Annotated in this window: 22 protein-coding genes; 8 read left to right on the forward strand and 14 right to left on the reverse strand. The window is 56.7% G+C overall.

Features of this window, described 5'->3' with window-relative positions:
- Positions 1 to 83: 83 nt before the first annotated feature.
- The 5 genes from JOE09_RS21375 to JOE09_RS21395 form a co-directional block, all read right to left on the reverse strand.
- On the reverse strand, positions 84 to 1,316 hold the full coding sequence (locus JOE09_RS21375; RefSeq protein WP_205067226.1) for an MFS transporter: 1,233 nt from the start codon (positions 1,314 to 1,316) through the stop codon (positions 84 to 86).
- Positions 1,317 to 1,390: 74 nt separating this feature from the next.
- Positions 1,391 to 3,121 (reverse strand): ABC transporter ATP-binding protein, encoded by a 1,731-nt coding sequence (locus JOE09_RS21380; RefSeq protein WP_205067227.1) that lies wholly within the window; start codon positions 3,119 to 3,121, stop codon positions 1,391 to 1,393.
- Entirely contained in the window at positions 3,118 to 4,833 is a 1,716-nt protein-coding gene (locus tag JOE09_RS21385) for an ABC transporter ATP-binding protein (RefSeq protein WP_205067228.1), read from the reverse strand. Before JOE09_RS21385 ends, JOE09_RS21380 begins: the two co-directional genes overlap by 4 nt.
- A gap of 3 nt (positions 4,834 to 4,836) precedes the next feature.
- On the reverse strand, positions 4,837 to 5,979 hold the full coding sequence (locus tag JOE09_RS21390) for an ABC transporter substrate-binding protein (protein WP_205067229.1): 1,143 nt from the start codon (positions 5,977 to 5,979) through the stop codon (positions 4,837 to 4,839).
- Between the two features lie 9 nt (positions 5,980 to 5,988).
- Complete coding sequence (locus tag JOE09_RS21395) at positions 5,989 to 8,136, reverse strand: TonB-dependent siderophore receptor (RefSeq protein WP_205067230.1); 2,148 nt, start codon at positions 8,134 to 8,136, stop codon at positions 5,989 to 5,991.
- 279 nt (positions 8,137 to 8,415) lie between these two features.
- Here JOE09_RS21395 and JOE09_RS21400 point away from each other — a divergent pair, with 279 nt between their 5' ends.
- Entirely contained in the window at positions 8,416 to 9,312 is an 897-nt protein-coding gene (locus tag JOE09_RS21400; protein WP_205067231.1) for a helix-turn-helix domain-containing protein, read from the forward strand.
- 108 nt (positions 9,313 to 9,420) lie between these two features.
- Entirely contained in the window at positions 9,421 to 10,731 is a 1,311-nt protein-coding gene (locus tag JOE09_RS21405) for an NtaA/DmoA family FMN-dependent monooxygenase (RefSeq protein WP_239553237.1), read from the forward strand.
- A gap of 127 nt (positions 10,732 to 10,858) precedes the next feature.
- Here JOE09_RS21405 and JOE09_RS21410 read toward each other — a convergent pair whose 3' ends face one another.
- Together JOE09_RS21410 and JOE09_RS21415 are read right to left on the reverse strand one after the other, a co-directional pair.
- The gene (locus JOE09_RS21410; protein ID WP_205067232.1) at positions 10,859 to 11,458 is read right to left on the reverse strand and encodes a hypothetical protein; all 600 of its coding nucleotides are present in this window, start codon (positions 11,456 to 11,458) and stop codon (positions 10,859 to 10,861) included.
- Positions 11,455 to 11,772, reverse strand: a complete 318-nt coding sequence (locus JOE09_RS21415) for a hypothetical protein (protein WP_205067233.1) — start codon at positions 11,770 to 11,772, stop codon at positions 11,455 to 11,457. Before JOE09_RS21415 ends, JOE09_RS21410 begins: the two co-directional genes overlap by 4 nt.
- A gap of 381 nt (positions 11,773 to 12,153) precedes the next feature.
- On the opposite strand from JOE09_RS21415, the gene JOE09_RS21420 reads away from it, so the two are divergent.
- The 3 genes from JOE09_RS21420 (at position 12,154) to JOE09_RS21430 (ending at position 16,688) form a co-directional block, all read left to right on the forward strand.
- Positions 12,154 to 14,532 (forward strand): membrane-bound PQQ-dependent dehydrogenase, glucose/quinate/shikimate family, encoded by a 2,379-nt coding sequence (locus JOE09_RS21420; RefSeq protein ID WP_205067234.1) that lies wholly within the window; start codon positions 12,154 to 12,156, stop codon positions 14,530 to 14,532.
- Between the two features lie 103 nt (positions 14,533 to 14,635).
- On the forward strand, positions 14,636 to 15,448 hold the full coding sequence (locus tag JOE09_RS21425; protein ID WP_205067235.1) for a hypothetical protein: 813 nt from the start codon (positions 14,636 to 14,638) through the stop codon (positions 15,446 to 15,448).
- Positions 15,449 to 15,662: 214 nt separating this feature from the next.
- Positions 15,663 to 16,688: an LLM class flavin-dependent oxidoreductase gene (locus JOE09_RS21430; protein ID WP_205067236.1), complete on the forward strand. Its 1,026-nt coding sequence runs from the start codon at positions 15,663 to 15,665 to the stop codon at positions 16,686 to 16,688.
- Positions 16,689 to 16,803: 115 nt separating this feature from the next.
- On the opposite strand, the gene JOE09_RS21435 is transcribed toward JOE09_RS21430, so the two are convergent.
- From JOE09_RS21435 to JOE09_RS21450, 4 genes are all read right to left on the reverse strand, one after another.
- Positions 16,804 to 17,658: an ABC transporter permease gene (locus JOE09_RS21435; protein ID WP_105591566.1), complete on the reverse strand. Its 855-nt coding sequence runs from the start codon at positions 17,656 to 17,658 to the stop codon at positions 16,804 to 16,806.
- Positions 17,655 to 18,488, reverse strand: a complete 834-nt coding sequence (locus tag JOE09_RS21440) for an ABC transporter permease (RefSeq protein ID WP_205067237.1) — start codon at positions 18,486 to 18,488, stop codon at positions 17,655 to 17,657. Before JOE09_RS21440 ends, JOE09_RS21435 begins: the two co-directional genes overlap by 4 nt.
- 67 nt (positions 18,489 to 18,555) lie before the next feature.
- Entirely contained in the window at positions 18,556 to 19,695 is a 1,140-nt protein-coding gene (locus tag JOE09_RS21445; protein ID WP_200544283.1) for an ABC transporter substrate-binding protein, read from the reverse strand.
- A 29-nt stretch (positions 19,696 to 19,724) separates the two neighbouring features.
- Positions 19,725 to 20,774, reverse strand: coding sequence for an ABC transporter ATP-binding protein (locus tag JOE09_RS21450; protein ID WP_205067238.1), 1,050 nt, complete (start codon positions 20,772 to 20,774; stop codon positions 19,725 to 19,727).
- A gap of 168 nt (positions 20,775 to 20,942) precedes the next feature.
- On the opposite strand from JOE09_RS21450, the gene JOE09_RS21455 reads away from it, so the two are divergent.
- Both JOE09_RS21455 and JOE09_RS21460 read left to right on the forward strand, forming a co-directional pair.
- Positions 20,943 to 21,962, forward strand: a complete 1,020-nt coding sequence (locus JOE09_RS21455; protein WP_205067239.1) for a LacI family DNA-binding transcriptional regulator — start codon at positions 20,943 to 20,945, stop codon at positions 21,960 to 21,962.
- Between the two features lie 9 nt (positions 21,963 to 21,971).
- Positions 21,972 to 22,736, forward strand: coding sequence for an inositol monophosphatase family protein (locus tag JOE09_RS21460; protein ID WP_205067240.1), 765 nt, complete (start codon positions 21,972 to 21,974; stop codon positions 22,734 to 22,736).
- An 11-nt stretch (positions 22,737 to 22,747) separates the two neighbouring features.
- Here the strand turns inward: JOE09_RS21460 and JOE09_RS21465 are convergent, their stop codons facing one another.
- A complete protein-coding gene (locus JOE09_RS21465; protein WP_205067241.1) occupies positions 22,748 to 23,203 on the reverse strand; it encodes a hypothetical protein in 456 nt (151 codons plus the stop codon).
- 443 nt (positions 23,204 to 23,646) lie between these two features.
- On the reverse strand, positions 23,647 to 24,552 hold the full coding sequence (locus tag JOE09_RS21470) for a LysR family transcriptional regulator (RefSeq protein ID WP_239553238.1): 906 nt from the start codon (positions 24,550 to 24,552) through the stop codon (positions 23,647 to 23,649).
- Between the two features lie 76 nt (positions 24,553 to 24,628).
- On the opposite strand from JOE09_RS21470, the gene JOE09_RS21475 reads away from it, so the two are divergent.
- Positions 24,629 to 25,789, forward strand: a complete 1,161-nt coding sequence (locus JOE09_RS21475; RefSeq protein WP_205067242.1) for an alpha/beta hydrolase — start codon at positions 24,629 to 24,631, stop codon at positions 25,787 to 25,789.
- 37 nt (positions 25,790 to 25,826) lie between these two features.
- Here the strand turns inward: JOE09_RS21475 and JOE09_RS21480 are convergent, their stop codons facing one another.
- Positions 25,827 to 26,432, reverse strand: coding sequence for a glutathione S-transferase family protein (locus JOE09_RS21480; protein ID WP_205067243.1), 606 nt, complete (start codon positions 26,430 to 26,432; stop codon positions 25,827 to 25,829).
- Positions 26,433 to 26,480 lie beyond the last annotated feature (48 nt).

Genomic DNA, 26,480 nt, shown 5'->3' on the forward strand with positions numbered 1-26,480 from the left:
TTGCATTGGAAACCACGCGGTTAAGATAGTGAGGCGAGCGAAGACGCGGGCAAACAGAACCGTTGACGCATTTGATGCCGGGCTTAGCGCTGCTGACGTTGAATGGGCTGCGTGGTAAAAGTTGTCTCCTTTTCCTGATGGCCGGCGCGTTTCTTCCATCGCCCGCCGATTACCAGGGTCAGCGCAAACCCTGCACCGGCCATGCCGACGTCAAACCACATAATGCTGGCAATGCTGTGCTGCGACAGGCGGGCGGTGATCAGCGGGACAGTAAACGTGGCGAGGCTGCCCGCGCTGTAGTAAATCCCGGTGGCCTTTCCCTTGGCCTGCGGGAACTTCATCGCCATCACCGTCAGTCCCAGTTGCACCACGCCGCCCGCCGCCGAAAAGCCGATGACAAAGGCGAACAGCGCGATAATCCGCGCACTGGGATAAAGGCTGATCGCCAGCAGCGCCAGCAGGGAGATAAAGGTATAAAGACGCAGCAGAAGCAGCGAGTTGACCAGCCGGTTTACCAGCAGCGCGGTGATAAATACGCCGCTCAGTGACCCCACGGTATAGACGCTGAGCAGCTGAATAGAGGCCGAATATGGCATTAAAATGACAAATTCCGCAAAATGCGCCAGCCACTGGCTGACGAGGTAGAAGGTGGCCATGGAAATATAGCCAAACAGCGTAAAGCAGATGATGTCGGCCAGTGCGCGCCTGTCTTCCAGTATCAAACTTTTGCCGCCGGGGCTGGCTGCCTGTGGCGGTCGGTGAGCGGGGAATGGCCGCCGCAGCAGGAAAATCCCGTTAACCAGCATAATGGCGGCAGCAACCATAAACGACCAGCCGAACCAGCTGTGGCTCAGCATCAGCCCCCAGATGATAAACGGCAGCAGAAACTGGCCCGCAGAGACAAAGGCTTTGATCAGAATGGTGGCCGTACCGGGAGAATGAGGAAACGCTTCCATCAGCGCCGGGTAGGTACCGGCATCCAGGAAACTGTTGGCTACCCCGGCCAGCAGTCCGCAGGCAAAGGCGGTAACCACGCTTTGTGCCGAAACAATGCCGAAGAAAAAGCCGACGTAGCACAGGATACCGAGCAGGATAAACGGCCGACGGCCAAATTTATCGGAAAGCATACCGGAAACAAACAGCACCATCAGGCGGCCAAAGCCCAGTGAGGCAATCACCACCGAAACGCCTGCGGCATCGGTATGCCACTGCTGCTCAAGGTGCGGCATGTTCAGGGTGATCAGCAACACACCCATACCGTGAACCAGATAATTCAGATACAGCCCGACGGCGGTCGGGAAAAAGCGATTGGTCATGGTGAGTCTTCGGCAATACGACAAACGGAGTACGGGTGGCTCCGCGACTGAGGGCAGCATGATGCCTGCGAGGGTCAGTCAGCGGCAACCTTTTTTATCAGCGCAGCGTATTTCCCTCCTGACGCCAGCAGCGCATCATGCGTGCCGTTCTCAGCAATGACCCCGTTTTCGAGCAGCAATATCCGATCGGCCTGGCGCAGGGTGGCCGGACGATGGGCGATCAGCAAAACAGTCCGTTTTTCCCGCAGCTGGCTTAGCGCCCGGTGAAAGGCCTGTTCGTTCTCGTTATCCAGGCTGGCGGAGGCTTCATCAAGGATCAGAACGGGTGCGCCGGTCAGCAGGGCTCGGGCAATGGCGATACGCTGCCGCTGGCCGCCGGAAAAACGACTGCCGCGTTCGCCGCAGTCGCTGTCATAGCCATCCGCCAGTGCGCTGATAAAGCCGTGTGCCTGTGCCATCTTCGCGGCCTCTTCGATCTGCTGCGGGCTGGCATCGGGGCGGCCCAGGCGGATATTATCGGCAACGGTGCCGTTAAACAGATACACCTCCTGCGGCACCCAGCTGATGAGCTGGCGCAAAGCGGTCAGCGGCATTGAACGGATATCGGTGCCGCCAAGAGTTATCGCTCCGCCGTCATCCACGTCATAAAAGCGCAGCAGCAGATGAACCAGTGTACTTTTTCCCGCGCCGGAGCGGCCCGCCAGCGCCACGATTTCACCGGGTTGAATCGAGGCCGACAGCCCCTGTAGAACCGGGCGCAGTGCGGCATAGCCAAACCGCACTGCACTGAAGGCCAGATCGTGGCGCTCCGGTGGCGGTGCGCTACCGCCGTCTTTCACCCGCGCGGGATAATCGACAATACGCATAATCCGGTTGGCACCGGCCCACAGTTCACCGAGCTGGCTGACGGTCTGCGTCACATCGACAATCGGCAGCAGCGCACCCACACCGAGCACCAGTACCAGCGGCAGCCACAGCGGTGAGAGGCTGCCCGCGTGCAGTAGCGTGCTGGCAGCGGCAATCAGCGCCAGCACCGCCGCCGCGCTTAATGCATCTACCGCCGCAAATTCCAGTCCGCTGCGGGAGCCGTAGCGCTGCTGCATACTGCCCACTCGGCGGGAGCGTTTAAGCAGCCGCTGCATAAAGGCGGCTGACTGACCAAACGCCGCCAGCTCGCGCTGACCGTGGATAAACTCAGCGGTGTCGGCATTCAGCTGCCCCTGCTCGTGCATCATCTGCTGGCCCTGTAAAGCAGCCCGGCGTGCCAGCCAGACCGGCACGGTCGCGACCAGCAGTAAAAACGGCAGCAGTACGCCGGCCAGTAGCGGGTCGAGCTGCCACAGCGCGATCAGTGCGGCCAGCGGCACCACAATCGCGCCGACGTAATCCGCCAGCGTGTGGGCGTAAAAACGCTCCATCAGTTCGGCATCGGCGGTGGCAACGGTCGCCAGATCGCCCAGCCGCTGGCCGCTGGCGCTATCCGGTGCGGAACGTTCCAGCCCGTCGAAAATCGCCATTTGTAGCTTCTCGATCAGCGCAAAGGCCAGATCGTGGGAAACCCACGCCTGCCACCAGCGGACGGCGGCGGTGAACAGTACCAGCACTCCCAGCCAGCCGCATGCCCAGGGCAGTAAGACCGTCTCGCCACTTACGGCGATACCGACAATCCAGCCGCTTATTGCCATGCAGGCCAGCGTGCCACCCTGAGCCAGCACGCCGGAGATGACCGCCATGGCCAGCAGCCGATACCGGCCACGCATCATGCGCAGCAGTCCGGTGAGGCCGCCGTGCCCGCGCTGTTTCATGGTTCTTCTCCCTGTGCGGCCATCAGCTGCGCGTAGCGGCCACCGGCAGCATTCAGCTGATGATGGTTGCCCTGTTCCACCAGCTTACCCTGGTCGAATACCAGAATGCGGTCGGCGTCCTGAATGGTTTCCAGCCGGTGGGCGATGGCGATCGTTGTTCGGTGTTTGCGCAGCCGGGCCAGGGCACCGCGCAGCGCTCGTTCGCTGGCGGCATCCAGGCTGGAAGTGGCTTCATCAAGGATTAAAATAGGGGCGTCCTTCAGCAGTGCTCTGGCGATAGCCACCCGCTGGCGCTGCCCGCCGGAGAGGTTCGCGCCGCGCTCACCAATCGGCGTATCCATACCCAGCGGCAGTCTGGCAATAAACTCGCCCAGCTGCGCGGCCTTGGCGGCAGCCATCAGTTCATCAACGCAGGCGTCCGGCTTGGCCATGCGCAGATTTTCAGCCAGCGTGCCGTGGAACAGAAACACCTCCTGCGAAACGACGCCGATCATCTCCCGCAGGCTGTGCAGCGACAGCTGGCGGATATCAACGCCGCCGATATGGATCGCACCAGCATTGGCATCAAAGCAGCGCAGCAGCAGGGTAACGAAGGTGGATTTACCGGCACCCGAGGGGCCAACGAGAGCCACGAACTGCCCCTCGGCGACCGTCAGCGATACATCCGACAGCGCCAGGTTGCCCTGCGGATAGCGAAAGCTGAGGTGTTCGATGCGAATATCATGGCGCTGCGGCTTTGCCTTTGGCACCGGCGGCTCATCGACCGGCGCGGTCAACGTCAGCAGATCGTTGATCGGGCCGACGGCACCGCCCGCCGCCCAGGCGGTGTGAAAGGCGTTTTCCAGCCGGATAAGCGGGTGAAACGCTTCCCGGGCGAGGAACAGCGTCAACAGCAGGACAAACGGTGATAGATCGTTTTCCACCACGCGCCAGGCATTGAAAACCAGCACCAGCGCCATGCCGCTCAGGCTGACCAGTCGGGTAATGCCGCCGCGCATCAGGATCACCTTCAGCGCGGCCATCGACGCCTTGCGCAAATCCGATGCCTGCCCGGCGAGCCGGGCGCGCCACGCCGTTACCGCACCGAACGCCTTCAGCGTTAGCAGACCCTGTAGCGCATCCAGCAGCGTGGCGGCAAAAGCGCCCATCGCAGTAAATACGCCACTGGCTTTCGGCATCTGCCAGCGCATCCACAGCTCGTCGAGCAGCGGAAAGGCCAGGGTGAAAAATCCCAGCAGCAGGGCAGACTGCCAGTCCACAACGGCCAGCGTCAGCACAATCAGGCAGCAGCCAGACAGCGCGCTGAACAGGGCGGGGAGGTAGCGACTGTAATAGCTTTCCATCGCTTCTACGCCGCCGTTAACCGTACCCTGAATATCGCTACCGGGATGCAGCAGCGTAAGGCCGGGACCAAAGCGCACCAGCTGATTCAGTAGCCTCTCCCGCAGATGAGCCTTACAGGCCAGCGCAATACGCTGAGCGGTATACTCACTCAGCCACAGCAGCAGTGCACGCAGCAGGATCGTCACCGCCAGCATCACCAGCGCTGGAGCGATGTTGGCGGCCAGCCCCTGCTGCATCAGCATGTAAAGCGCATCGGCGGTCAGCCACGCCTGCGCGCCGTAGCAGGTAATTATCAGCAGATGAATCATCCCATTGAGCAGCAGATGAGGCAGTAAAGGGCCAGTCAGACCGGCAACTGGCTTTTGCATTTTTTACTCCTGGCCGTTCAGCGTGGTCCAGAATGAACCCTGTAGCGGGAAGGCAAGGAAGCGCTGGTTCAGTTCGTCGAAGGTTTTTGCCGGGTCGATATCGGCAAAGGCCGCCGGGTGTAGCATTTTCGCCATCTCCTCCACGCCGATAAAGAACAGCGGATTATCGAAGAAGAACAGCCAGATCCCCGCGCCCTGGCGGTTGCGGATCGCCGACAGGCTGGCGAGCGACGGATTCGAGACAATCGCCTTCAGCGAGCGGGCGCTTTCTGCTGCTGAGACGCCGGGCCCGACGTTCAGCCCCTGACGGCTGACGCTGGAACCGCCGCCGGCCAGATAGAAGTCCGGCTTCTGCGCCAGTACGTATTCCAGATTCAGTTTACCAATCGCCTGATTCAGCGTTTTCACGCCGAGGTTTTCACCGCCCGCCACGGCAATAAAGTCGCTCATATTGCCCTTGCCGGAGGTAAAGCAGCACTCTTCACCGCCGGGGTTAAGGTGGAAGAACACCGTTGGCCGCGTGGTCTCTTTCGCCACCCGCTTCGCTATTTCGTCCATATGCTGTTGGTAAAAGGCGATAAAGGCCTCGGCCTGCTTTTCATGGCCGGTCAGCCTGCCGAGCATGCGCATGCTGGGAACGGTTTTGGTCAGCGGATGACGGAAGAAGTCGACAAAAACATAAGGCACATGGGCCGCATCCAGCTTGCTCAGACCGTCCGGGATCGGGCCATAAAGTGTAAACACCACCAGGTCGGGTTTTGCTGCAATGGCCGCCTCCATTGAGAACGTTCCGCTATTCAGATCGCCAATCTCAGGGATCGATGCCGCCTGCGGGAAGCGCTGCTTCAGCGCCTGCCAGGTGGCGGGCGAATAGCGTTGCAGATCGGTGCCCCAGGCGACCACGCTGGACAGCGGATCGTTATCCAGCAGCGCCAGCGTCATGATGTGGCGGCTTTCGGCCAGCACGATGCGCTTTGCAGGCGCAGGCAGGGTTACGGTGCGGTTAAGCATGTCGGTCACCGTCACGCTGCTGTTTTCAGCGGCGCGGGCGGTGGTGAACAGCGCGCAGGCTGCAAGCAGAAATACCATTAGCAGTACGTTGAACGTACCGCGGGCAGGGGAGCCTGCCCGAAGTAACATCATCATGTTATGTCCTTACCAGCGGTAGCTGACGCTGCCCACGACGGTGCGATCGGTGCCCTGATTGCACGAGGTGGAAGAGCAGGTTGAGTAATAGTCTTTGTCGAACAGGTTGTTGACGTTAACTGCTGCGCTGACCCCTTTCAGCGAGCTGTTCAGCTGGCCGAGATCGTAATGCACGGCGGCATCCACCACGGTGTAGGACGGCACGCGGATTGTGTTAGCGGAATCGGCCCAGGTTTTGCCCACGTAGCGCACGCCCGCGCCGATGCCGAGGCTGGCCAGCGGCCCCTGCTGGATGCTGTAGTCGCCCCACAGCGATGCCATCTGTTCCGGCAGTCCGGTCGGGGTTTTACCCACTAAACTTTCGTTGGCAGATTTGCTGTTTTCCAGATCGTTCCACGTATAGCTGGCAATCACTTTAAACGCCGGGGTGATATTGGCGCTGGCGGATGCCTCAATGCCTTTAGAGGTGATCTGTTCCGACTGCAATGTATCCAGTGCGTTAAGCGGGTTGGTGATGGTGACGTTGTCCTGTTTGAGATCGAACCACGCCAGAGTAAACAGGCCGTCGAAGCTTTCCGGCTGATACTTCACCCCGGTTTCAATTTGTTTACCGGTGGTCGGCTTGAAGGTGGCTCCGGTCAGCTTATTGGTGCCCAGTACCGGCGCGAACGAGGTGGTGTAGCTGACGTAAGGGGCCACGCCGATATCGGTCAGCCACGTCAGTCCCGCACGCCAGGTGAAGTGGTGATCGTTCTGATCGGTGCTGGTGTTGCTCACCCGGTTAGCGGTGCGGACCGACGCCCAGTCTTCGCGGGCGGAGAGGTCGAGCATCAGTCTTTCGGCCAGCGCCAGCGTATTACTGAGATAAACCCCGGTTTCATCGGCGGTCTGATAGGTGCTGGTGAACGTGGTCGCTGGCGTGGTGAAGCGCCCACCGTAGGTCGGGTTGTAGATATCAACTGACGGCGCAGCACCGTAGTTCAGGTAGTAATCCTCGCCGGTGCGGCGATAGGACACGCCCACCACCGAAGTGCCGCGCACCGGGCCCGCATCCCACTCGGCCTTAAGGTTGTTATCCGTCGCCAGAATCTTGCCGATAATACCGAACTGGTAGGCACTGCGTTTCAGCGTGCGCATATCCGCCTCCAGGCCCGCGCCGGAATACGTCTGTGTCAGCAGATCGGTATAGCTGTAGCGCGCGGCGGAATGCGCCGACCAGATATTATCGAAGCGGTGATCCAGTTCGTAGCCGACGTTGAACTGGGTAATGTGGTTGTCGAGATTACTGCCGTCGAGGTACTGATTTCGCGGGATTTTTCCGTTCGGGTTGCTCAGCAGCGTACCGTAAATCGGCGTGTAGCTGCGCGGCGGGCCAAAGGTGTCGCGGCTGAATGAGGAGAGCAGCGTCAGCGAGGTATCGGTGTTTGGCTTCCAGGTCAGCGACGGTGCCAGATACATCGTGTCGTCCGGAACGTTGTTGAACTGGGTATTGCTGTCGCGGCCGACGCCAACGACGCGATAAAGCACGGTTTTGTCATCGGTCAGCGGGCCGGAGACATCAAACTGCCCCTGATAGCGGCTGTGATTGCCCATCTGAACGCCCACTTCGTGGCGCGAATCTTCGGTGGGGCGTTTGCTGACGGCGTTGACCACGCCACCGGGTGAACCGCTGCCGTACATGAACCCGGCCGGGCCGCGCAGCACGTCGATGCTTTCCATACCGTAGGGCTGATAGCGAACGTAGGACTGTGCTGAAGTGGATCGCAGGCCGTCCAGCAGTGCGCCGTTCAGCGTGGCATCAAAGCCGCGAATGCTGAAGTAGTCAAAACGAGAGTTGATTGCCGATGTAGAAGTAAAAACGCCGGGTGTGTAGCGCAGCGCTTCGGTGGTGGTTTGCACATTACGGTCGGTCAGCTCATCGCGACCGATCACGCTCAGCGACTGCGGCGTGGCGACCACCGAGCTGTTGGTACGGCTGCCGGTTCGGCTCTGTTTTGCCACATAGCCTTCGTTCGGCTTTGCGCTGTCGTCGGCGGTCACCGTCAGCGTTTGTTCATCGGCGGGCTGCTGCGCCCGGAGTGTCGCTGACAAACCGAGCGTGGCAAGGGCCACGCAGGCGGCGATCGTTGAAAATTTATGTTTGTTATAGTCAGACACCAGAGCCTCCCCGGCTTTTACTGTGAAATAAGCGCTGACTATTCTCGCTAGCGCGGGATTTTCGGCAACGCCGGAGGCTTTCGCTGGCGCGACTATTTCTTTCGATTTTTGATCGCGATGACGGTCAATAAAGGCATGTTAATTATAAGGTTACCAAAAAAAGACTTTCGTCTTGAGGTGGACGGCACGCGGTGAGGCTGGTAATGTGAGAATGAGAATCGATTTCATTAGGTGATTGCCACGCCCGGTGAAAACCCGCCTAAATTAACGGACAGTGCCATGAACAAGTTCAGCGACAGCGTGCCAGAAAGCGCGCTTCCTCTACCTGCAAGCCACGCCATGTTTGACGGCACCATTGCCATGAGCAGCGGTTCGCTGCGGCCTGAGAAAGACGAATGGCTACAGGAACAGCTAGTACCGGGCTTGAAGCTTATCGTAGTCGATCGCGGGGAGCTGCTTTGCGATCTGCCCGGCTCCGGCAGGCAGCACATCACCGGTCCCTGCGTTTGCGCGGTGTGGAATCAGCAGGAAGGGGAGAGCCGCCAGCGCTTCGAGCCTGGCCGACAGCTGGATTACACCACCATCGCCCTGACGCCAGCCGCCGTCGCCAGCCATATCGACAGTGAATTTCAACAGCAGCTGGAAGCCTCTTTTCAGTCCCGGCGCTTCAGCGGGCCGCGTCTGCTGGTGCTGGAGGCGTCCGCCACCATCAAATCGCTGCATGCCCAGGTGGCGACCTGTCCGATGCAGGGATTGTCCAGAGCGCTGTTTCTTTCCGGTAAGGCGCTGGAAATCATGGCCCACGCGCTGGATTCTTTGATCTCACGGCCGGTACAGGAAGCAGGTTCGCTGCGCCTGTCGAACAGCGATATCGACAAGCTGCATCTGGCGAGAAAGCTGCTGGCGGAACGCATGGTTAACCCGCCGTCGCTGGCCGAACTGGCGCTGAACGTAGGGTTTAACACCCGTAAGCTGACCGTCGGCTTCCGCCGTCAGTTCGGTGAAAGCGTCTTTGAGTATCTGCAAAATCTGCGCCTGGATACCGCGTGGCGGATGCTGACCGAAGGGGAAGTCAGCGTATCCACGGCGGCTTACAGCGTGGGCTACACCCCGGCGCATTTTTCCGTCGCCTTTCGCAAAAAATTTGGTGTTTCGCCAAAATCCCTGCGCGGATAACGTACCTTTAGCTGAATTTCGCCCATCGACATTCATTTTTCTTGGTGGCACTAAAATACCATCCCGCTATGTTTTAACCCTCTGAACAGGGTGATAAATAAGGGGAAGATGGTGGCTGGTGGAGAGAAAAGACGGTTAAAAACGCTGGTGGGCGCGAGCAGTGCGATTTATGCCGCTGCAGACACTCCTGTGACTTACGGTATCGATCGTGCCGTGGCGCTGGCAAAAATTGCCGAACGCGAAAAGATCACCGGGCTGTTTACCGCCGATTTGCTTCAAAGCGATCCTGCCGGGCTGGCGGGGATCACCGGTAGCCAGGACCCGATCGTCGTCCTGGCGGCGCTGAGCCAGGTGACGCGACAGATTGGCCTGATTGCTACCGTGACCACTACCTTTCAACACCCTTACAACCTTGCCCGATTAATTGGCACGCTGGATCACATCAGTGGCGGTCGTGCAGGCTGGAACGCCGTCACCTCATCTGTCGGCGAGGAAAATTTTGGCGGCGGTGAACTGCCCTCGCCGGAAAGCCGCTACGCGCGCGCCACCGAATTTATTGAAGTGATCAACGCGCTTTTTGACGCTAACGATCCGGCCGCCGTTAGCAGACTGTCCAGCGGCGGTGCGAAAGTTGATCACTCCAGGCTGCATCCGGCGAACTATCGCGGTGATTTCTTCCAGGTGGCCGGGCCACTAAACGTGCCGCCGCCGCCGCAGGGCCGACCGGTACAGTTCCAGGCCGGACAGTCGGAGGCCGGAATCACACTGGGTGCGCGCTATGCTGAGGTCATTTACACTTCGCAGCCTACGCTGAGTGCCGCCCAGGCTTTTGTCAGCGAGGTACGCCAGCGTGCGCAGCAATTCGAACGGCCTTCTGCCCCGTTAATCATGAATTCGTTCCATTCGATCATCGGTGAAAGCCCGGCGGATGTGGCGCGCAGGCTGGAAGAGAAGCACCAGCGCATCGATTATCAGCGCGGCCGCCTGCGACTGGCGGATATGCTCGGCGGCAGCGTTGATCTGCACGATTTGCCGCTTGATGGCACTATTCCTTCACACCGGCTGCCGGAGCTGGCCAGCGTTAACCGGCGTCGTGGACGGGCCGAGATTTTCACTCGTTTTGCCCGCGAAGGGCATACCCTGCGCCAGCTGATTATTGCCGCAGAGGAAACCGGGCACTGGTTTGTGGCCGGGACGCCTGAATCGCTGGCCGATGCCATTGAGGAGCGCTACCGCGCCGGTGTGCTCGACGTGATCTCACTGCACGGGCTGGGGCAGCCGGAGCAGCAGGATCTGCTGCTTAACGGCTTGCTGCCTGAGCTGCGCAAACGGCAGCTGCTGGATGAGGACTATCGCGGCGCGGATTTCCGCAGCAGTCTGGAGCTACCGCCGCTGGCAGCGTGGCGCGGCGGGGCATAGTATTCTGGCGTTGCCGTGCGGGTTGCAGAAAAGTCAGCTTGCAAGCACATCAATCTGCGCATCTGTGGTGAAGTAAAGCAGCAGGGCAGTTAACGATGTCAGTTCGGCTTTTCTGCCCCTTGTTTGCTTAGCAAAATGCCGCGGCCACGTTGCGCAGCTCAGCAAGGCCGCTGAGGTTTTTCTCCTGTACCAGATCCTGGTTGATTTTCAGGATCACCGCCTTCACCACGTCCGATATTTTGCTGAGGTTCTGCTGCTGCATCAGGGCCGTCAGCTCTGCCATTTGTCGCGGGCTGATCTTCATCGACAGGCGCTTTGACGCTTTCGCCTGCGCCAGTTCACTGCTTAACAGCGATTTCAGTTCATCCTGCGTGTAGCGGCCGCTGGTGAGTGCATGCAGATAGTATAGGATCAGCGTCTTGCTAAACTCCTCGCCAAGGGATTCGTCGATCTTCTGCGTAGCGACGTTAAGAATATCCAGAAAGTGCGCCGGAACTCTGACTTCCAGCGGCTGCCGGCTTTGATCAAACGCCTGTTTGATCTGCGGCGTGCACTGTGCCGGGATAGAAACGACCTGCTGACAACCGTTACAGACGGCCGCCAGAATATTTTTAACCGCGCCGCTGCGATCGCTGAAATCAACATCACGCAGCAGATAGGTTGCCGTTGATTTACCGCAGTTATGGCACAGGACGCTCCGTGTATCGCCTTCTTTCACAATCTTCATGATCGTTCTCCTGCTGTGCAGATATGTACGCTAATAAAAATGATGTCCGGTTCTAAAAAAAAGAATTTCACATACCAGCGTTGACCCAGCCGCCAGGGTTTAAAAATGTGGACATCAATACTGCTGTCCTGATGATGCGGCGAGCACTGGTAATGATCACCGGATGTACCGCCGATAAGATCAATGACCCATGCTTCACTGACTTGCCCGGTTGCAAACAGGTTTTTTACATCAATATTGCCCCGGGTTTGGTGATCGTATGCTCCCTCGGTGAGGCAGTGTATTGCCCTGCGTTTGACGTCCCTGAATCTCATTTTTGCGGCTCCTATTGTGTACGATGGTTTTCGTACTTGCAAGTGTTGTGCATAAATATTGCTCACGGCAGGATAACGGGAGTGTTGGGGGTTTTTCGCGCTGGGTTTGACATAAATTGTTAACAATCGAGGCCGTTCGCAAAACCCAGGTAAAGCCTGCAACGTATGGCGGAGTTTTTGGATTTAAATTCCAAAAATAAACGGTTGGGGGAGATTTAAAACTGCTCTTTTGATAAAAATAATTCCGTTGCGGAATTGTTTACGGGTATTACTAAAATTAAATTGTTTTTTTATCTTATTTTTTTAGTTAAATTAATGTGCGTTTACTGTAAGTCTACGTAAATTTTATTGAGTGCTTTCGCAACACTTTGAGGGATTATCATGGTTAATAAGCTAACCAGTATAGTCATCGCGATCGTCGGGATCGCCATGCTGTACATGGGAAGTCAGTTGCTGATGGTCGGGGGAACGCCGTTCTACGTCATTATGGCGCTGGGACTGTTGCTGACCGCAGTAACACTGTTTTTGAACAAAAAAATCGCGCTGTCTATCTATGCCGTACTGATGTGGATTGTCCTTGCATGGATGATTTATGAAGTGGGCTTTGATAAGTGGCAGTGGATTCCACGCGGCGACATCATTGGCCTGATTGGTCTGTGGCTGGCGATGCCGTGGGTTGTCCGCCCGCTGTATAAAGCACAGCAGGGCAGCCGCGCCCGCGGTTTCCATCCTTTCCTGGGGACCACCCTGATTCTGATCGTAGCCCTGGTCGTCGGCATGATGTTCTACGATCCGCTGCCGAAAGCGGGTGATATCACTAACGAGCGCAAACCTGTGCAGACCGAGCTGGCAAAAAATGACTGGTCAGCCTACGGCGGTACGACAGACGGCCTGCGTTTTTCCCAGTTAAACCAGATCACCAAAGATAACGTTAATAAACTGGACGTGGCCTGGACCTATCACACCGGTGACCTGCGCGATCCGGCCCAGGACGCCAGCGAATACACCTTCGAGGCGACGCCGCTGAAGGTGAACGGCGCACTGTATCTTTGTACGCCGCATAACGAAGTCCATGCGCTTAACCCGGAAACGGGCGAGCTGAAGTGGAAATATCAGCCGGCGAAAGATCCGTCTTATCTGCAGCAGCACCAGACCTGTCGCGGCGTGAGCTACTACGATGGTTCTGTGGCCCCGGCCGATACCACCGCAGCCAGCCCGGCAATCTGCCGTAAACGCATCTTCAATGCGACCACGGACGCACGTCTGGTGGCGCTGGATGCGGATACCGGCAAGCTGTGTGCTGACTTCGGCAACGGCGGCGTGGTGGATCTGCGTGCAAACATGGGTACCATCCGTCCACACGCGCTGATGCAGACGGCTGCACCGCTGGTAGCGGGTAATCTGGTGATTGTTGGCGGTTCCGTGATGGACAACGGCTACAACAGCGGCAACCCGTCGGGCGTGATCCGCGCCTATGACGTGATTACTGGCCGTCTGGTGTGGAACTTTGACCCGGCTAACCCGGAGCTGACCCAGCCGATCGCTGCTGACGCAACCTATCCGCAGGATACTCCGGTTGCCTGGGGCACGCTGAGCGCTGACCTGAAAAACGGTCTGGTCTACGTGCCGTTTGGTAACGCATCCCCGGATGAGCTGGGTATTGAGCGTAACGCCGACAGTAACACCGAGAAGTTCCGCGATACCCTGGTGGCGCTGGATCTGAAAACCGGTGCGTTCAAATGGCGCTTCCAGTCCTCTAAACACGATCTCTGGGACCGCGATAACCCGTCTCAGCCTTCGCTGTTGGATATCGACTATCAGGGCCAGAAACAGCCTGTCGTGATCCTGCCGACGAAAACCGGCAACCTGTTTGTCCTTAATCGCCTGACCGGCCAGCCGGTGTATCCGATTAATCAGGTGGATGTGTCTACGGAAGGCGGTGTGCCAGGCGAGAAATTCTCTGCCACCCAACCGGTGTCAAAACTGAACTTCATTCCGGACCCGCTGACTGAAAAAGCGATGTGGGGCCTGACGCCGTTCGATCAGATGGCCTGCCGTATTGATTTCAAATCGCTGCGCTATGACGGTAATCCGTGGACGCCAGCGACCGAACGCGGTTCAATCGTCTTCCCGGGCAATATTGGTGTGTTCAACTGGGGTTCTGTGGCGGTCGATCCTGAGCGCCAGATCCTGATTGCTTCACCGGTTCGTCTGGCCTATAAGTACAACCTGATCAAACGTACGCCAGAAACGGCCGACAAGCGCCTGTTCACCAAAGACGGTACGCCGTACTGGAACGAGAACTTCCAGGGTGACTACGCGATTCATATCCAGCAGCTCTCTTCAAGCCTGGGCATTCCTTGTATTGCTCCACCGTGGGGCCGTATGGTCGGTGTGGATCTGACGACGGGCAAAACCGAATGGCTGCGCCGTGTTGGCACCACTAAAAACCTGAACACCACTTTCCTGCCGGGCCGCTTCCCAATCGGTTTCCCGATGGGCATGGTGGCGCACGGTGGTCCGCTGATCACGGCGGGTGATGTGGTGTTCCATGGCGCAACGGCGGATAACTTCTTCCGCGCCTACGACATCAACACCGGTGAACTGCTGTGGCAGACCGAGCTGCCGGCCGGTGGCCAGGCAACGCCAGCTACCTATATGGGTAGCGATAACAAACAGTACGTCGTTATCGCTGCGGGTGGTCACGGTTCGCTGGGCACCCAGCAGGGTGACAGCGTTGTTGCTTATCGTCTGAAGTAATTTTTTCAGGCAATATATACAGGCTCGTACAGCAATGTGCGGGCCTTTTTTAATATTAAAAACAACACGTTTTATTGACCTTATTACCTTCCGGGATGATCTCATGCTAAAGACGTTAGCGTTGCCCTTGCTGTTAATCTGCTCGGGTTTTGCCAGTGCAGATGAATCCGACTTTCTCAAACCCCGCAATAACGACGCATTCGATAACTATATGTTGCAGGCCGCCCGCTTTGAGGCCGAGCTGTTTAAACACGATAAACCCTCCGCTTTCGACGCCTACTTTATCGGCCCGCTGAAACCCAGCGAGATCCGTGCCGCATACGAACGTAACGAACTGGCCGCTAAAAAGAAATACACCAATCACAGTATTCGTATTAAAGGGGAGATTAGCTCCATCAATGAAAATGCCTTTGGCAATGGCTATATCGTTGCCGTTGATAGTGTGTCGCGAGTGAGTGCCCTTGAGGGAATCCATTTGCAGATTAATAAAAACGATCCTGTTTATCTGGAGTTAGGTAAAGGCGACAGTATTGATGCCATTTGCCAGGTGGGAACCTATACGTTGGGGATACCGTCAATGAGCAAATGTTTTTTGACATCATCTATGTTCCGGCCAGAGGTATTTAATAATTTTACTCTTAATCTCATTGGCAATCCGTTGCTGAAAGCGAAAACCATCTCCGTTGAAAATATTGCCAAAATCAAAGTGCGCCCATTATTGAAGACGTTCATTGTTTACGCTTCAGGTTATAAAGATAACGAAGACGGGAACGAGTCGGCCTGTCGTAACGATGATGCCACCTGCGAAGCGGCCTTAATGCATAACATCGAAACGTCAACCAGTCGTTTTCCTGACGCTCATCAACAGGATTTCAACGCTCTGGGTGCGCGCTTGCGTGAGCTGTGGGAAAAGTAAGGCAGCCGATCGGGTTCGCGGCAATCCGCGCTTTGTTCCTGAGTTCCTTCCTCCCCGAACATGAACCAGAGTCGTGGCGGTGACATTTTCAACTTGTTGAAATTTTTTGTTGTTGATGACTAAAAATGACGGTTTGCGCTGCGTGCTGCATGAGATTTATTATCAATGCATACATTGATACAGCATCTTAAATTTCACGCGGAAGGTAACGATTATGAAAAAGATTGGATTTCTGTCATTTGGTCACTGGACACCTTCACCTCAGTCCGGAACCCGTTCAGCGGCTGATGCGCTGCTGCAATCCATCGACCTGGCGGTCGCAGCTGAAGAGCTGGGTGCCGACGGTGCTTACTTCCGCGTGCATCACTTTGCCCGTCAGCTGAGCGCGCCGTTCCCGCTGCTGGCCGCGGTGGGTGCCAAAACCAAAAAAATTGAAATTGGTACTGGCGTGATCGATATGCGCTATGAGAACCCGCTGTATATGGCCGAAGATGCCGGTGCGGCCGATTTAATCTCCGGCGGACGCCTGCAGCTGGGCATCAGCCGTGGGTCCCCTGAGCAGGTCGTTGACGGCTGGCGCTATTTTGGTTTCCAGCCTGGCGAAGGTGAAACCGAAGCGGATATGGCGCGCCGCCATACCGAAGAGCTGCTGGACGTGCTGCGCGGTGAAGGTTTCGGTAAGCCGAACCCACAGCCAATGTTCCCGAACCCACCGGGACTGCTGCGCCTGGAACCTTACTCTGAAGGGCTGCGCGAGCGTATCTGGTGGGGCGCAGGCTCTAACGCCACCGCCGTCTGGGCGGCAAAGCTGGGCATGAACCTGCAAAGCTCAACGCTGAAGGATGATGAAACCGGCGAACCGTTCCATATTCAGCAGGCGAAACAGATCCGCGCCTACCGTGAAGCATGGAAGGAAGCAGGGCACACCCGCGAACCGCGCGTGTCGGTCAGCCGCAGCATCTTTGCGCTGGTCAACGATATGGACCGCGCCTACTTCGGTAACAGCGGTGCAGAGGGCGACAAAGTCGGCTATCTGGATGAGAAAACCCGGGCGATCTTTGGCCGCAGCTATGCCGCCGAGCCGGACAAACTGATCAAGCTGCTTGAGAAGGATGAGGCGATTGCCGAAGCCGACACGCTGCTGCTGACCGTGCCAAACCAGCTGGGCGTGAACTATAACGTGCACGTGATTGAGTCGATTCTGAAGCACGTTGCGCCGGGTCTGGGCTGGAGAGAATAAAAACATTGCCGGGTTTGCATTAGCCCGGCAAAAGAAACACGCTGGTTAAGCGTTAAGCATAAATTTTCGCCCCGGTCGGAATCTGTTCCGTCGGGGCGATGTTTTATCCCACCTGCTATTTACCTATCTTCGACAGCATTTCCGGCCGCATAAATTTGTGGATCACCAGCATAAACAGTAAAGACGGCACCAGCAGAATCAGCGCGGTTATCGACGATATCTGGTAGTTGCCCGACATGCTGGCGTTAAACAGCAGCAGCGGCAGGGTGGAGATATCCGGCGCACCAACAAAGAAGGTGCCGGTAAACTCATCCAGCGATTCAAGGAAAACAAAAATGCTGGCGGCGATAATCCCCGGTGCCGCCTGCGGCAGCACGATATGCCAGAAGGTGTAAACGGGTCCGGCACCAAGATTACGCGAGGCGCGAGCCAGCAGCGGATCAACGGCGGCAAAGGCCGCCACGCAGATCCACACCGAATACATCAGACCGTGAACGCTGTGTACCAGCACTACGCCCGCAATCGTCCCGTTCAGTCCCCACTGATAGAACAGCCGCGCGATATTCATATACACCGTCAGATTGGGGAAAGCCTGAGGGATCAGGAACAGCAGCATAAACGCCACCCGCAGCGGCATCGCCCGGCGCGAGAGCGCATACCCCGCCGGAATAGAAATCAGCAGGCATACCAGCACCGACAGTACGGCAATAAACACGCTGGTCAGCAGCGATCCCGAAACATCGCTGTACGGGCTGAACACCTGATACCAGTATTTCAGTCCCCACTGGCTGGGCAGGCTGTGCGGGAAGAACCAGCTTTCCGCCACCGTCCAGATCAGCAGGTTAAGCAGCGGCCCAGCCATAATCAGCAGCATAAATACCAGCAGCAGCGTTTGCAGCGGCAGGCTGAGGCCAAATCGCCTGCGTTTTTTCAACGGAATTGCTGCGTCTTTCAGGATAACGTCTTTCATGCTTCGCCTCCTTTCTGGCGCAGGCTGTGGCGCAGATAAAACCAGGACAGCGCGCCGCAAATCAGCAGCGATACCACGCCCAGCGCGTTAGCCACGGCGTAGTCACTGTAGGAATTCACCCGGAAGGCCATATCCACGGTGATCATCGTCGGCGTGCCGGTGCCGATCATCATTGGAACGGAAAGCACCGACATCATGGTGACGGTGGAGAGTACCAGCGCCACGCCAATAGCCGGCAGCACCTGCGGCAGAATAATGTCAAACAGAATACGCGGGCGGGAAGCACCCAGATTGCGTGCCGCCAGAATTTGCGGCTGATCCAGTGCGGCCATCGCGCCGCAAATCAGCAGGGTGGCAAACGCCAGCTGCTTCCAGACAAAGGTAATAATAATGCCCTTCCATCCCAGCCAGGAGACGGTTTCCAGCGGGGTCAGCAGGTCGGCAGAAACCAGCGCGTTGTTCATCAGGCCGTTCTTTGCCAGGAAGGTGCGCATCATCTGCGCGGCAACGATAAAGGGAATAAACAGCGGCAGGCGGTATAAAAACGCCAGCGTGCGCACAATCGGGCGGCAGGGCGATAAGGTAATCACCGCCGACAGCGTGATGGAGATCAGCGCCAGTAGGGCGACGGAAATCAGCACGATAACCAGCGTAAACAGAATATCGCCGGAATAGAGCGAGTAAACCTTACGGAAATGGTCGAAGGTGAATTCGTGTGCATCGCGGGTAAAGGCGGCAATCAGCGAAAAGCCGAGCGGATAGAGAAACAGCACGGCAATCATCAGCGCCGCCGGGGCGACCAGCAGCAAATATTTCAGCGAAATACGCATAGCAAACCTGACATCAGCAAATAGAAAAGCTCAGGGCGGCAGGCCGCACCTGAGCATCAGAAGTCAATCAGTTAGAAACCTGGCTCTCATAGCCTTCTTTGATGTCGTCAAAATACGGGGTGATAGGGAAGCTCTTACCGTATTCTGCCAGCGCCTGCGGGGAGATTTCAGCAAACAGCTTCTGCCACGTGGCCGCATCCAGCTTCGGTTTTACGTGCTCGGCATCAATGCCCGGATACCAGTTAAACTGCTTCACAATGCCTTCTGCCTGGATTTCCGGGCTGGTGGCCAGTTCGATAAATTCCCGAGCCAGCTGCGGCTGCGCCGCTTTTGCTGGCGTGACGTAGTACATCGGCTGCCCCGGCATACCCGGTGCCAGCAGGGAAAGCTTGATGGACGGTGGCAGCTTGCCCTGATCTTTCCAGCTGTAGAACATATCCACCCACACCGGGCCCATGCTGATTTCACCACGGCTCAGCATATCCAGCGTACCCGCGTTGCCCGGCGTAAAGGTCACGTTCTTGTTAAACGCCTTCAGCTTCTGCCAGGCTTCTCCCCAGTTTTTCTCCACGCCCTTGTCGTAAGGCAGGGAGGAGAGGCGCTGCGCATCGGTGCCGTAGGCGTAAATCCAGCCTGCGACGAAGCTGACGCCGGACATGCCGTTTTTAATACCGTTATAGCCAAACGCCTGCGGATTTTTTGCCGCCCAGGCAACCAGCTCATCGTAGGATGCCGGTGGCGTTTTCACCGTGTCGCTGTTCCAGGCGATGGCGGTCTGGCTTAAGAACATTGGCATGACGTAGCCGTCCACGTTTACACCCAGCGCGTTCTTAGCGTTGTCGGCGGTCACCATCGAGCCGGTTTTAATCTGCTGGCGATATTTCTCCAGCAGCCCTTTTTCCACCAGTTCGCCACCGGCTTTTTGATGCACCACGGCAACGTCGATATCCCAGGTTTTCGCGCCGCTTTCTTTCTGTGCGCTCAGCTTTTCAATGATTTTGTTCGATCCGGCATCGCCAGGACCCGTACCCACAACCTGAACCTTAACCCCCGGATGCGCGGCTTCGAACTTCGGCCCCAGCCAGGTCTTAACGTAGTCCACCATATTCTGATCGCCCGCGGTGGCAACGTTCAGGATGGTGTCGGCCTGTGCGCCGTAGCTCAAAAACAGGGCAACAACAACGGCCGCTTTGCTTTTAGTAAACATGGTTTTTCCCCAGGATGAAAACGATGGAATTAACGAGCATAAGATGAAGTAAAAACGTGCAGTGCCGAAGCCGGAACGTGCAGTCTGACCGGCGTTTGCGGCGGCCAGCAGATACCGGCATCTGCCAGCAGCAGATGGTTATTACAGCGCACGCTGTGGCGATATAAATTGCCAAGGAACGCGCTTTGCTCAACAACGCCTTCAACGGTCAGCCCGCTGTCTTGCGGCGTGCAATTTAATTCAGACAGACTGGCATCGGCACTGCGGAAATAAACGGTTTGCTGCTGACTGGAGGCAGATAAATAATTGCCGTTAATATGCAGAGCCATGTCTGCACTGGCCTGAATATCGTTGAAGGATAATTTGTTATCGGCGCCCATAAAATCGGCGACGAACGGCGTAGCAGGGCGTTGATAAATATCTTCCGGCGTACCAATTTGTTCAATTTTTCCCTGATTTAATACCGCGATGCGGTCGGCCATCACCAGCGCTTCCTGCTGATCGTGGGTGACAATTAATGAGGTAAAGCCCAGTTTCTTTTGCAGCGCTTTTATTTCATGGCGCACGTTCAGGCGGACTTTGGCATCCAGATTGGATAACGGTTCGTCCAGCACCAGCACGTCCGGTTCAATGGCCAGCGCCCGTGCCAGTGCCACGCGCTGCCGCTGGCCGCCGGACAATTCGGTCACTTTCATCTCCGCCAGACCGCTTAAATTCACGATGTGCAGCAGTTCGTTGACCCGGCGGTCAATATCATCACGCCGCCATTTCCGCAGTTTCAGGCCGTAGCCGATATTTTTTGCTACCGTCAGATGCGGCCAAAGCGCATAGCTTTGAAATACCATGGTGATATTGCGCTGTTCCGGCGCGCTGTGGGTAATATCTCTGCCGGCAATCGAAATATCGCCAGCGTTAACGTGAATAAATCCACATAGCGCATTTAATAAGGTGGTTTTCCCGCAGCCGGACGGGCCGAGCAGGGCGATCATCTCGCCTTTCTCTACGACCAGATCGATATTATGCAGCACCACTTTTTCACCGTAGCTGATTTTCAGCCGGGAGATAGTTAAATAACTCATGTCCGTTTCCGCAATCTCTGTTTGCTGGCATTTTTTTGCTTCTGTGAACACGTGTTCATCTTGATGTAAAAAAAATGCAATGTTGGCTCGACATTATGTGAGCCTACTTTGTCGTGTCTTTGTGACAATTTAATTAAGGGCGAAAACTTTTTTGCGAGGGAACCCGTTTTGACATCGTCGTTACGTAAGCAGAGCGTTACCGCTCAGGACGTTGCCCACCGCGCGGGTGTTTCGCGTGCGGTGGTTTCCCGCGCGTTGAGCAACAACGGCAGTATCTCGCCGGAAGCCAGGGAACGGGTGCTGCGCGCCGCAGAAGAGCTGGGCTATCAGGTGAATTTTCTGGCTCAGGGGCTGAACCGTCGGCGGAGCCATCTGATTGGGGTGATTGTTTCGCGCATTGGCGATCCGTTTCGCAGCAGCCTGCTGGACGGGCTGCTCAGTGAAATTCAGCGGCGAGGCTTTCAGGCGCTGGTGGCCGAAATCCGCAGTGAAGCAGATCTGGCCGAAACGCTGCGCCGCTTCACGCAGTTTCGGGTATCCGGAGTGATCGTCACTTCCGGTAAGCCGCCGGAAGCGCTGGTGAATGAATGCGTTGAACAACAGATCCCGGTGGTGGGCATTAACCGCCAGCCGGATATCCCGTTTGTGGATTACGTTTGCTCGGATAACGCTGCGGGCGCAATCCTTGCGGCGGAACAGCTGTATCGGGCCGGTTGCCGACGATTTGGCTGGTTAAATAATCAGGATTCTACCTGGGCGGGCAGGATGCGCGGTGAAGCATTCCGGCTGGCACTGGCCGATCTGGGCATTGATACCGAATGTGATTTACTGCCGCTGATCGCGCCGGAAGAGGGCTATGACGGTGGGTTGCGGGCCGCAGCCGGGCAGGACGTTGACTCACTGGGTATCTTTTGCGCGAACGCGCAGCTGGCGCTGGGTTTTCTTGACGGTATGAAACAGCGCGGCAGGCAGGCCCCGGAAGATTTTCAGCTGATCGGTTTCGACAACACCCCGCAGACCGCGCAGTTTAGTTATCAGCTCACCACACTGCATCAGGACGTCGCTGAAATTGCCCATCAGGCTCTCGCCTGCCTGCTGGAACGGGCCAGCGACCCACAACGACCTTCACGTACCCTCTGGGTGAAGGTGGCACTTATTCACCGGCGCACGTCGCCATCCATCATATAAGGGCAAGGCATGACCGAAGAGCAGCAACAGTCATTGTGTACGTTGATTCGACAACTGGGAAAGCAGGCGCAGGTGCTGCGGGATGCGGGGCTAAAAGTCGATAAAAAAGCCCGCCAGGATTTTGTTTCCCATGCGGATCTGTTTGTGGAAGAGGAAATCAAAGGCTGGCTGCAGGCACATCGGCCTGAAGACGGTTTTCTCGGCGAAGAGAGCGGCCTGCAGGGCGGGGTGCAGGGGATCTGGGTGATCGATCCGATTGACGGCACCACTAACTATATTCTTGGTATGGATTACTGGTGCATCTCACTGGCTTATGTCCGCAAGAATGTCGTCGAGATGGGGATTATTTACGCACCGGATCGTGATGAGTTTTTCTTTTCCCGCCGCGGGCAGGGCGCTTTCCTCAATGAGAAACGATTGCGCCTGCGTGAGCCGGATGCGGAGGCAGTGGTTGTCGGTCTGGGCCGGTCCAGCCGCGCGCCGGTGGAAAGCTACAGCCGCACCATTGACGTGCTGCTTAACGCGGGCATTGAGTATCGTCGCTTCGGGGCGGGGGCGCTGATGCTGGCACATGTCGCCGCCGGGCAGGTACATGCCTACTACGAAGAGCATATGAACAGCTGGGATGCGCTGGCGGGAATGCTGCTGATTGAAGAAGCGGGAGGGAAAAGTAATGCGTTTCTAGAAGACAACGGCCTGCTGAATGGAAACCTGGTGCTGACGGGCTGTGTTGATGTGCAGCAGCGGCTTGCCAGACTGCTGCACACGGGATAATCAAACGCGGGTTATTCCTTCTGCGCCTGAATCCCGGCGGCAATTTTCTTGGGATCGAATTCGTATTTATTGATCGCTGCCGCCAGCCATTCTGCATCGGTCATTGAGTCACTTCGCTCAATAATGACAAGGAAGCTGGCCATTGGAGTGTTGAACGAGGTGCCGTTTACATAGACCGGCACCGTGCCGCTCGGGGTGTTGGTAAGGCGGAACAGCGGCTTTTGATTCAGGTCAACGCACCAGTTTTCAATCAGCCGCGCGTTCTGGTTGTAGCAATACTTCACCACCATCGGATAGAGATAGCGCTCCATATTCAGGTAAACGCCACCGCCCGGAAACGGCATGCGGGTTTTGGTGCTGTAATTTTTTTCAAGATATTCAATTGCACCGCCTTTCTTTTCATTCCCCAATTTCAGCGAGCAAGAACACAGTAAAAAGCTAAGGATTAAAACAGAAAAAGTTTTCATCAATAATGACTTCTCTTCAATAAAACTTCGTATCGTCCATAAATTTCCCGGCCTTAAGGCGAGCGGAAATATCCCGCTACCTGAAGGTGGAAAAGGTATTGTTGAGATGTTTTTGATTGTATTTTAATTGTGCAAAGTGGTTGCGCGGCAGGCTCTCACTTAAACCACGTAAATGTAATGGGTTCTCCTTAATGAGTTTTCTCGTAGTGAGTGGTATGCCCGATCTTTGAATTAGTCTGGTGAAATTAGATCATTACGTTGACTGAATCAGAGATTCGGCGTCATTGTACAGAAAATCAATCGCGGTTAAAGATAAATGTAAATTTATGTTTAACCGACGTTGTACATTAGTACCAGTGGATAATAGAAATACGGTAAGTGTGGATTCCTTAACCCTGAGACAGGGTTATTGGCCTGCTGATTACAGGGAATTAACAGCCAGTTTAATTTTTATCGACAAATAATCTTTCATGCCACTCTGCAAATAAATCCCGGATAAATAGCATGGTCACATCAATACGCGGGACGCGCCGAATATCGCTGTGGGTAATCAGATAAATATCCTGAATGAGCCGCTCTTTGCCGACCGGAATCAATTGACCCGCAAGAAAATCGGGCAGCGCCGTTAATCCTGCACCGGCCATCGCGGCTTCGGCATGCCCCTGCAGCGTTGAAGCGGTAAAAGGAGAATGCGCGGATGGCAGCTGGCCCAGAAGCCACTGCGGCAGCGGCATATCCTGGAGCGTATCATCCCAGCCAATCACCTGATGGTCTGCACCCTGTGCCGTTATTTCTGTCGGGTGCCCGGCCAGATAGGCGGCGCTGGCATACAGGCGGGTGGTCATCTGGCCGATACGTGAGACGATAAACTGGCCGTGCTGCGGTCGGGAAAGGCGAATGGCAATATCCGCCTCCCGCCGGGTGAGGTTAGCTATCCGCATGCTGGTCGCCAGCTCTATGCGCAGTTGTGGATAGCGGCGCTGGAAATCGGGCAACGCAGGGATCAGCAGATGGTTGGCAAAATTCTCCGGCAGTGCAATACGCACCGTGCCTGATACTTCCTGCGCGAAGCTGGAACTCTGCCTGAATGCGTCGTTCATTGCGGATTCTGCACGCTCTGCATGGATCAGTATGGCCTGTGCGGCTTCAGTAAGGACATAGCCCTGTGGGCTGCGCTGAAACAGTACGGTGCCGAGATCCTGTTCCAGCTGCTCGATGTGCCGGGCCACGGAGGAAGGGGCGATGTGCAGCACCTGTGCGGCCGCCGTCAGCGTACCGAGACGTGCCAGCGCAAGAAAAACGGGAATTTCTTTCCAGCCTGCCATTTTCGAATTTTCGAAATTCATCATCGCTTTTTGCCCGTACACTTACCAATTTTGCAAAGATACACTCTCTGTACACGGAATGACAACAGGGGATACGACGATGAATTATCAACAAATCGGCTGGAAGGAATTAACCGCCATTGATGGCCCTCGCGGTGAGCAGACGGTCAGCAGGGTCAGTGAAACCTCAGCGATCATTGCGGAAACGCTGATTGAACATGCTTTTGGTACGGTGTTTGCCGCCTCCACGCTTTCTCGCCGGGAACGGGAACTGGTTACCGTGGGCATGCTCGGTGCGATTGGGGGGGCGGAGCCGCAGCTGCGCATTCACCTTGAGGCAGCGCTGCGCGTGGGGGCCGATCCTGACGAACTGATTGCCCTGGCGGAACATGCCTCGGTGTATGTCGGCTATCCTCGCGCGCTGAACCTGCTGAACGCCACGCGCGCGGCGTTAACCGAAATGGAGCGCTTTCAGCCGCTGACCGCCGGTAAATTCACGCTGGACGATCACCAGACCCGGCTTTATGACAGCGGCGGTGACCGGCCCGTTCTGGTACTGGTTCATGCTCTGGGCCTGGACTGGCGGATGTGGCGGGAGGTCATTCCACTCCTTACCGACCGTTTCCGTGTGATTGCCTACGATCTGCGGGGCTTCGGTGCGGCGGCGGCGGCACCTGTCGCGAACGGTCTACAGGATTATGCGCGGGATCTGGCCGCCGTTCTGGATCGGCTTGGCATCCGCCAGGCGCATATCGCCGGTTTGTCGCTGGGTGGCTCGATTGCCCAGCAGCTGGCCTTAATGGCACCGGAACGCTTCCTGACGCTGACCATTATCGCTGCAACTGCCTGGGCGTTTGACGCTTTCCGCCAGCGTGCCGGTGCAGCAGAAGAGCAGGGAATGGATGCCCAGGTGGCACCCAGCCTGACGCGCTGGTTCCGCCCGGACGATTTAGCGGAAAATGGCTGGGCGGTGCGTTATGCCCGGGACTGCGTGCAGCGCGCCTTTGTCACCGACTGGAATGCCGGCTGGCTGGCGCTGGCCGCTATTGAAACCGGCACCCGGCTGGCGGACATTGCTGTGCCTGCACATATCATTGCCGGGGAGCGGGATGCCTCCACGCCGCCCGAGCTGATGCAGGGAATGCTGGCTATCCCCGGAGCCAGCATGGAGGTTATTGCCGATGCACCGCATATGATCGCGCTCACCCACCCGGAAGCGCTGGCACAGGCGATTCGGCGCGGTACGGCAAAAGGCAGATAACGGCGGATCAGACCTTTGCCACTGTATCTGCACGGGATCAGCCGTGAGGATAGCGTTGAAACGCGGGTTGTGTTTCAAAACGTGCGTTGACCCGCTGAATGGACGGGAATTCAGCGTCCGCGACCACCGCAGGGATCATCTGCTGAATAAAGGTCCAGACCACCGTGCTGCTGATGGCCACCTGATCGGCTTTTTCGCCGAACTGATGTTTTTCAAGTGCACGATCCCATTCCCGGCAGGCGGCCAGCAGCTGCCGGGTCACCCGTTCAATCCACGGCTGATGCTGTTTCTCCGCCGGTCGAAGATGATGCTCATACACATGCTGCACGGCTTTCTCGCTGGCCGCCAGGATCAACCCGAGCAGCCGTAAGTCCTCTGCCAGAGCCTGCGGCCGCTGCGGCAGCAGTTTGTGCGAGGCGTCGGCAACCGTTTCAAAATAGTGAAGAATCAGCGTGGAATCCATCAGCGCGGTGCCGTCGTCGAGCACCAGGGTTGGCGCTTTCACCACCGGATTCTGCTGCGAAAATTCCTCAAAGGTGCTGAATACCGAAAGCGTCTGGCTTTCAAATTCAATGTCGTACAGCGCCAGTGAAACGGCGACGCGCCGTACATAGGGGGAATCCATCATGCCAATCAGTTTCATTACCGCTCCGGGTTTACACATTCGCTAAGACCCCTAACTTACCGTAAA

It is taken from the genome of Pantoea coffeiphila, assembly GCF_016909495.1.
GTDB classification, from domain to species: domain Bacteria; phylum Pseudomonadota; class Gammaproteobacteria; order Enterobacterales; family Enterobacteriaceae; genus Erwinia; species Erwinia coffeiphila.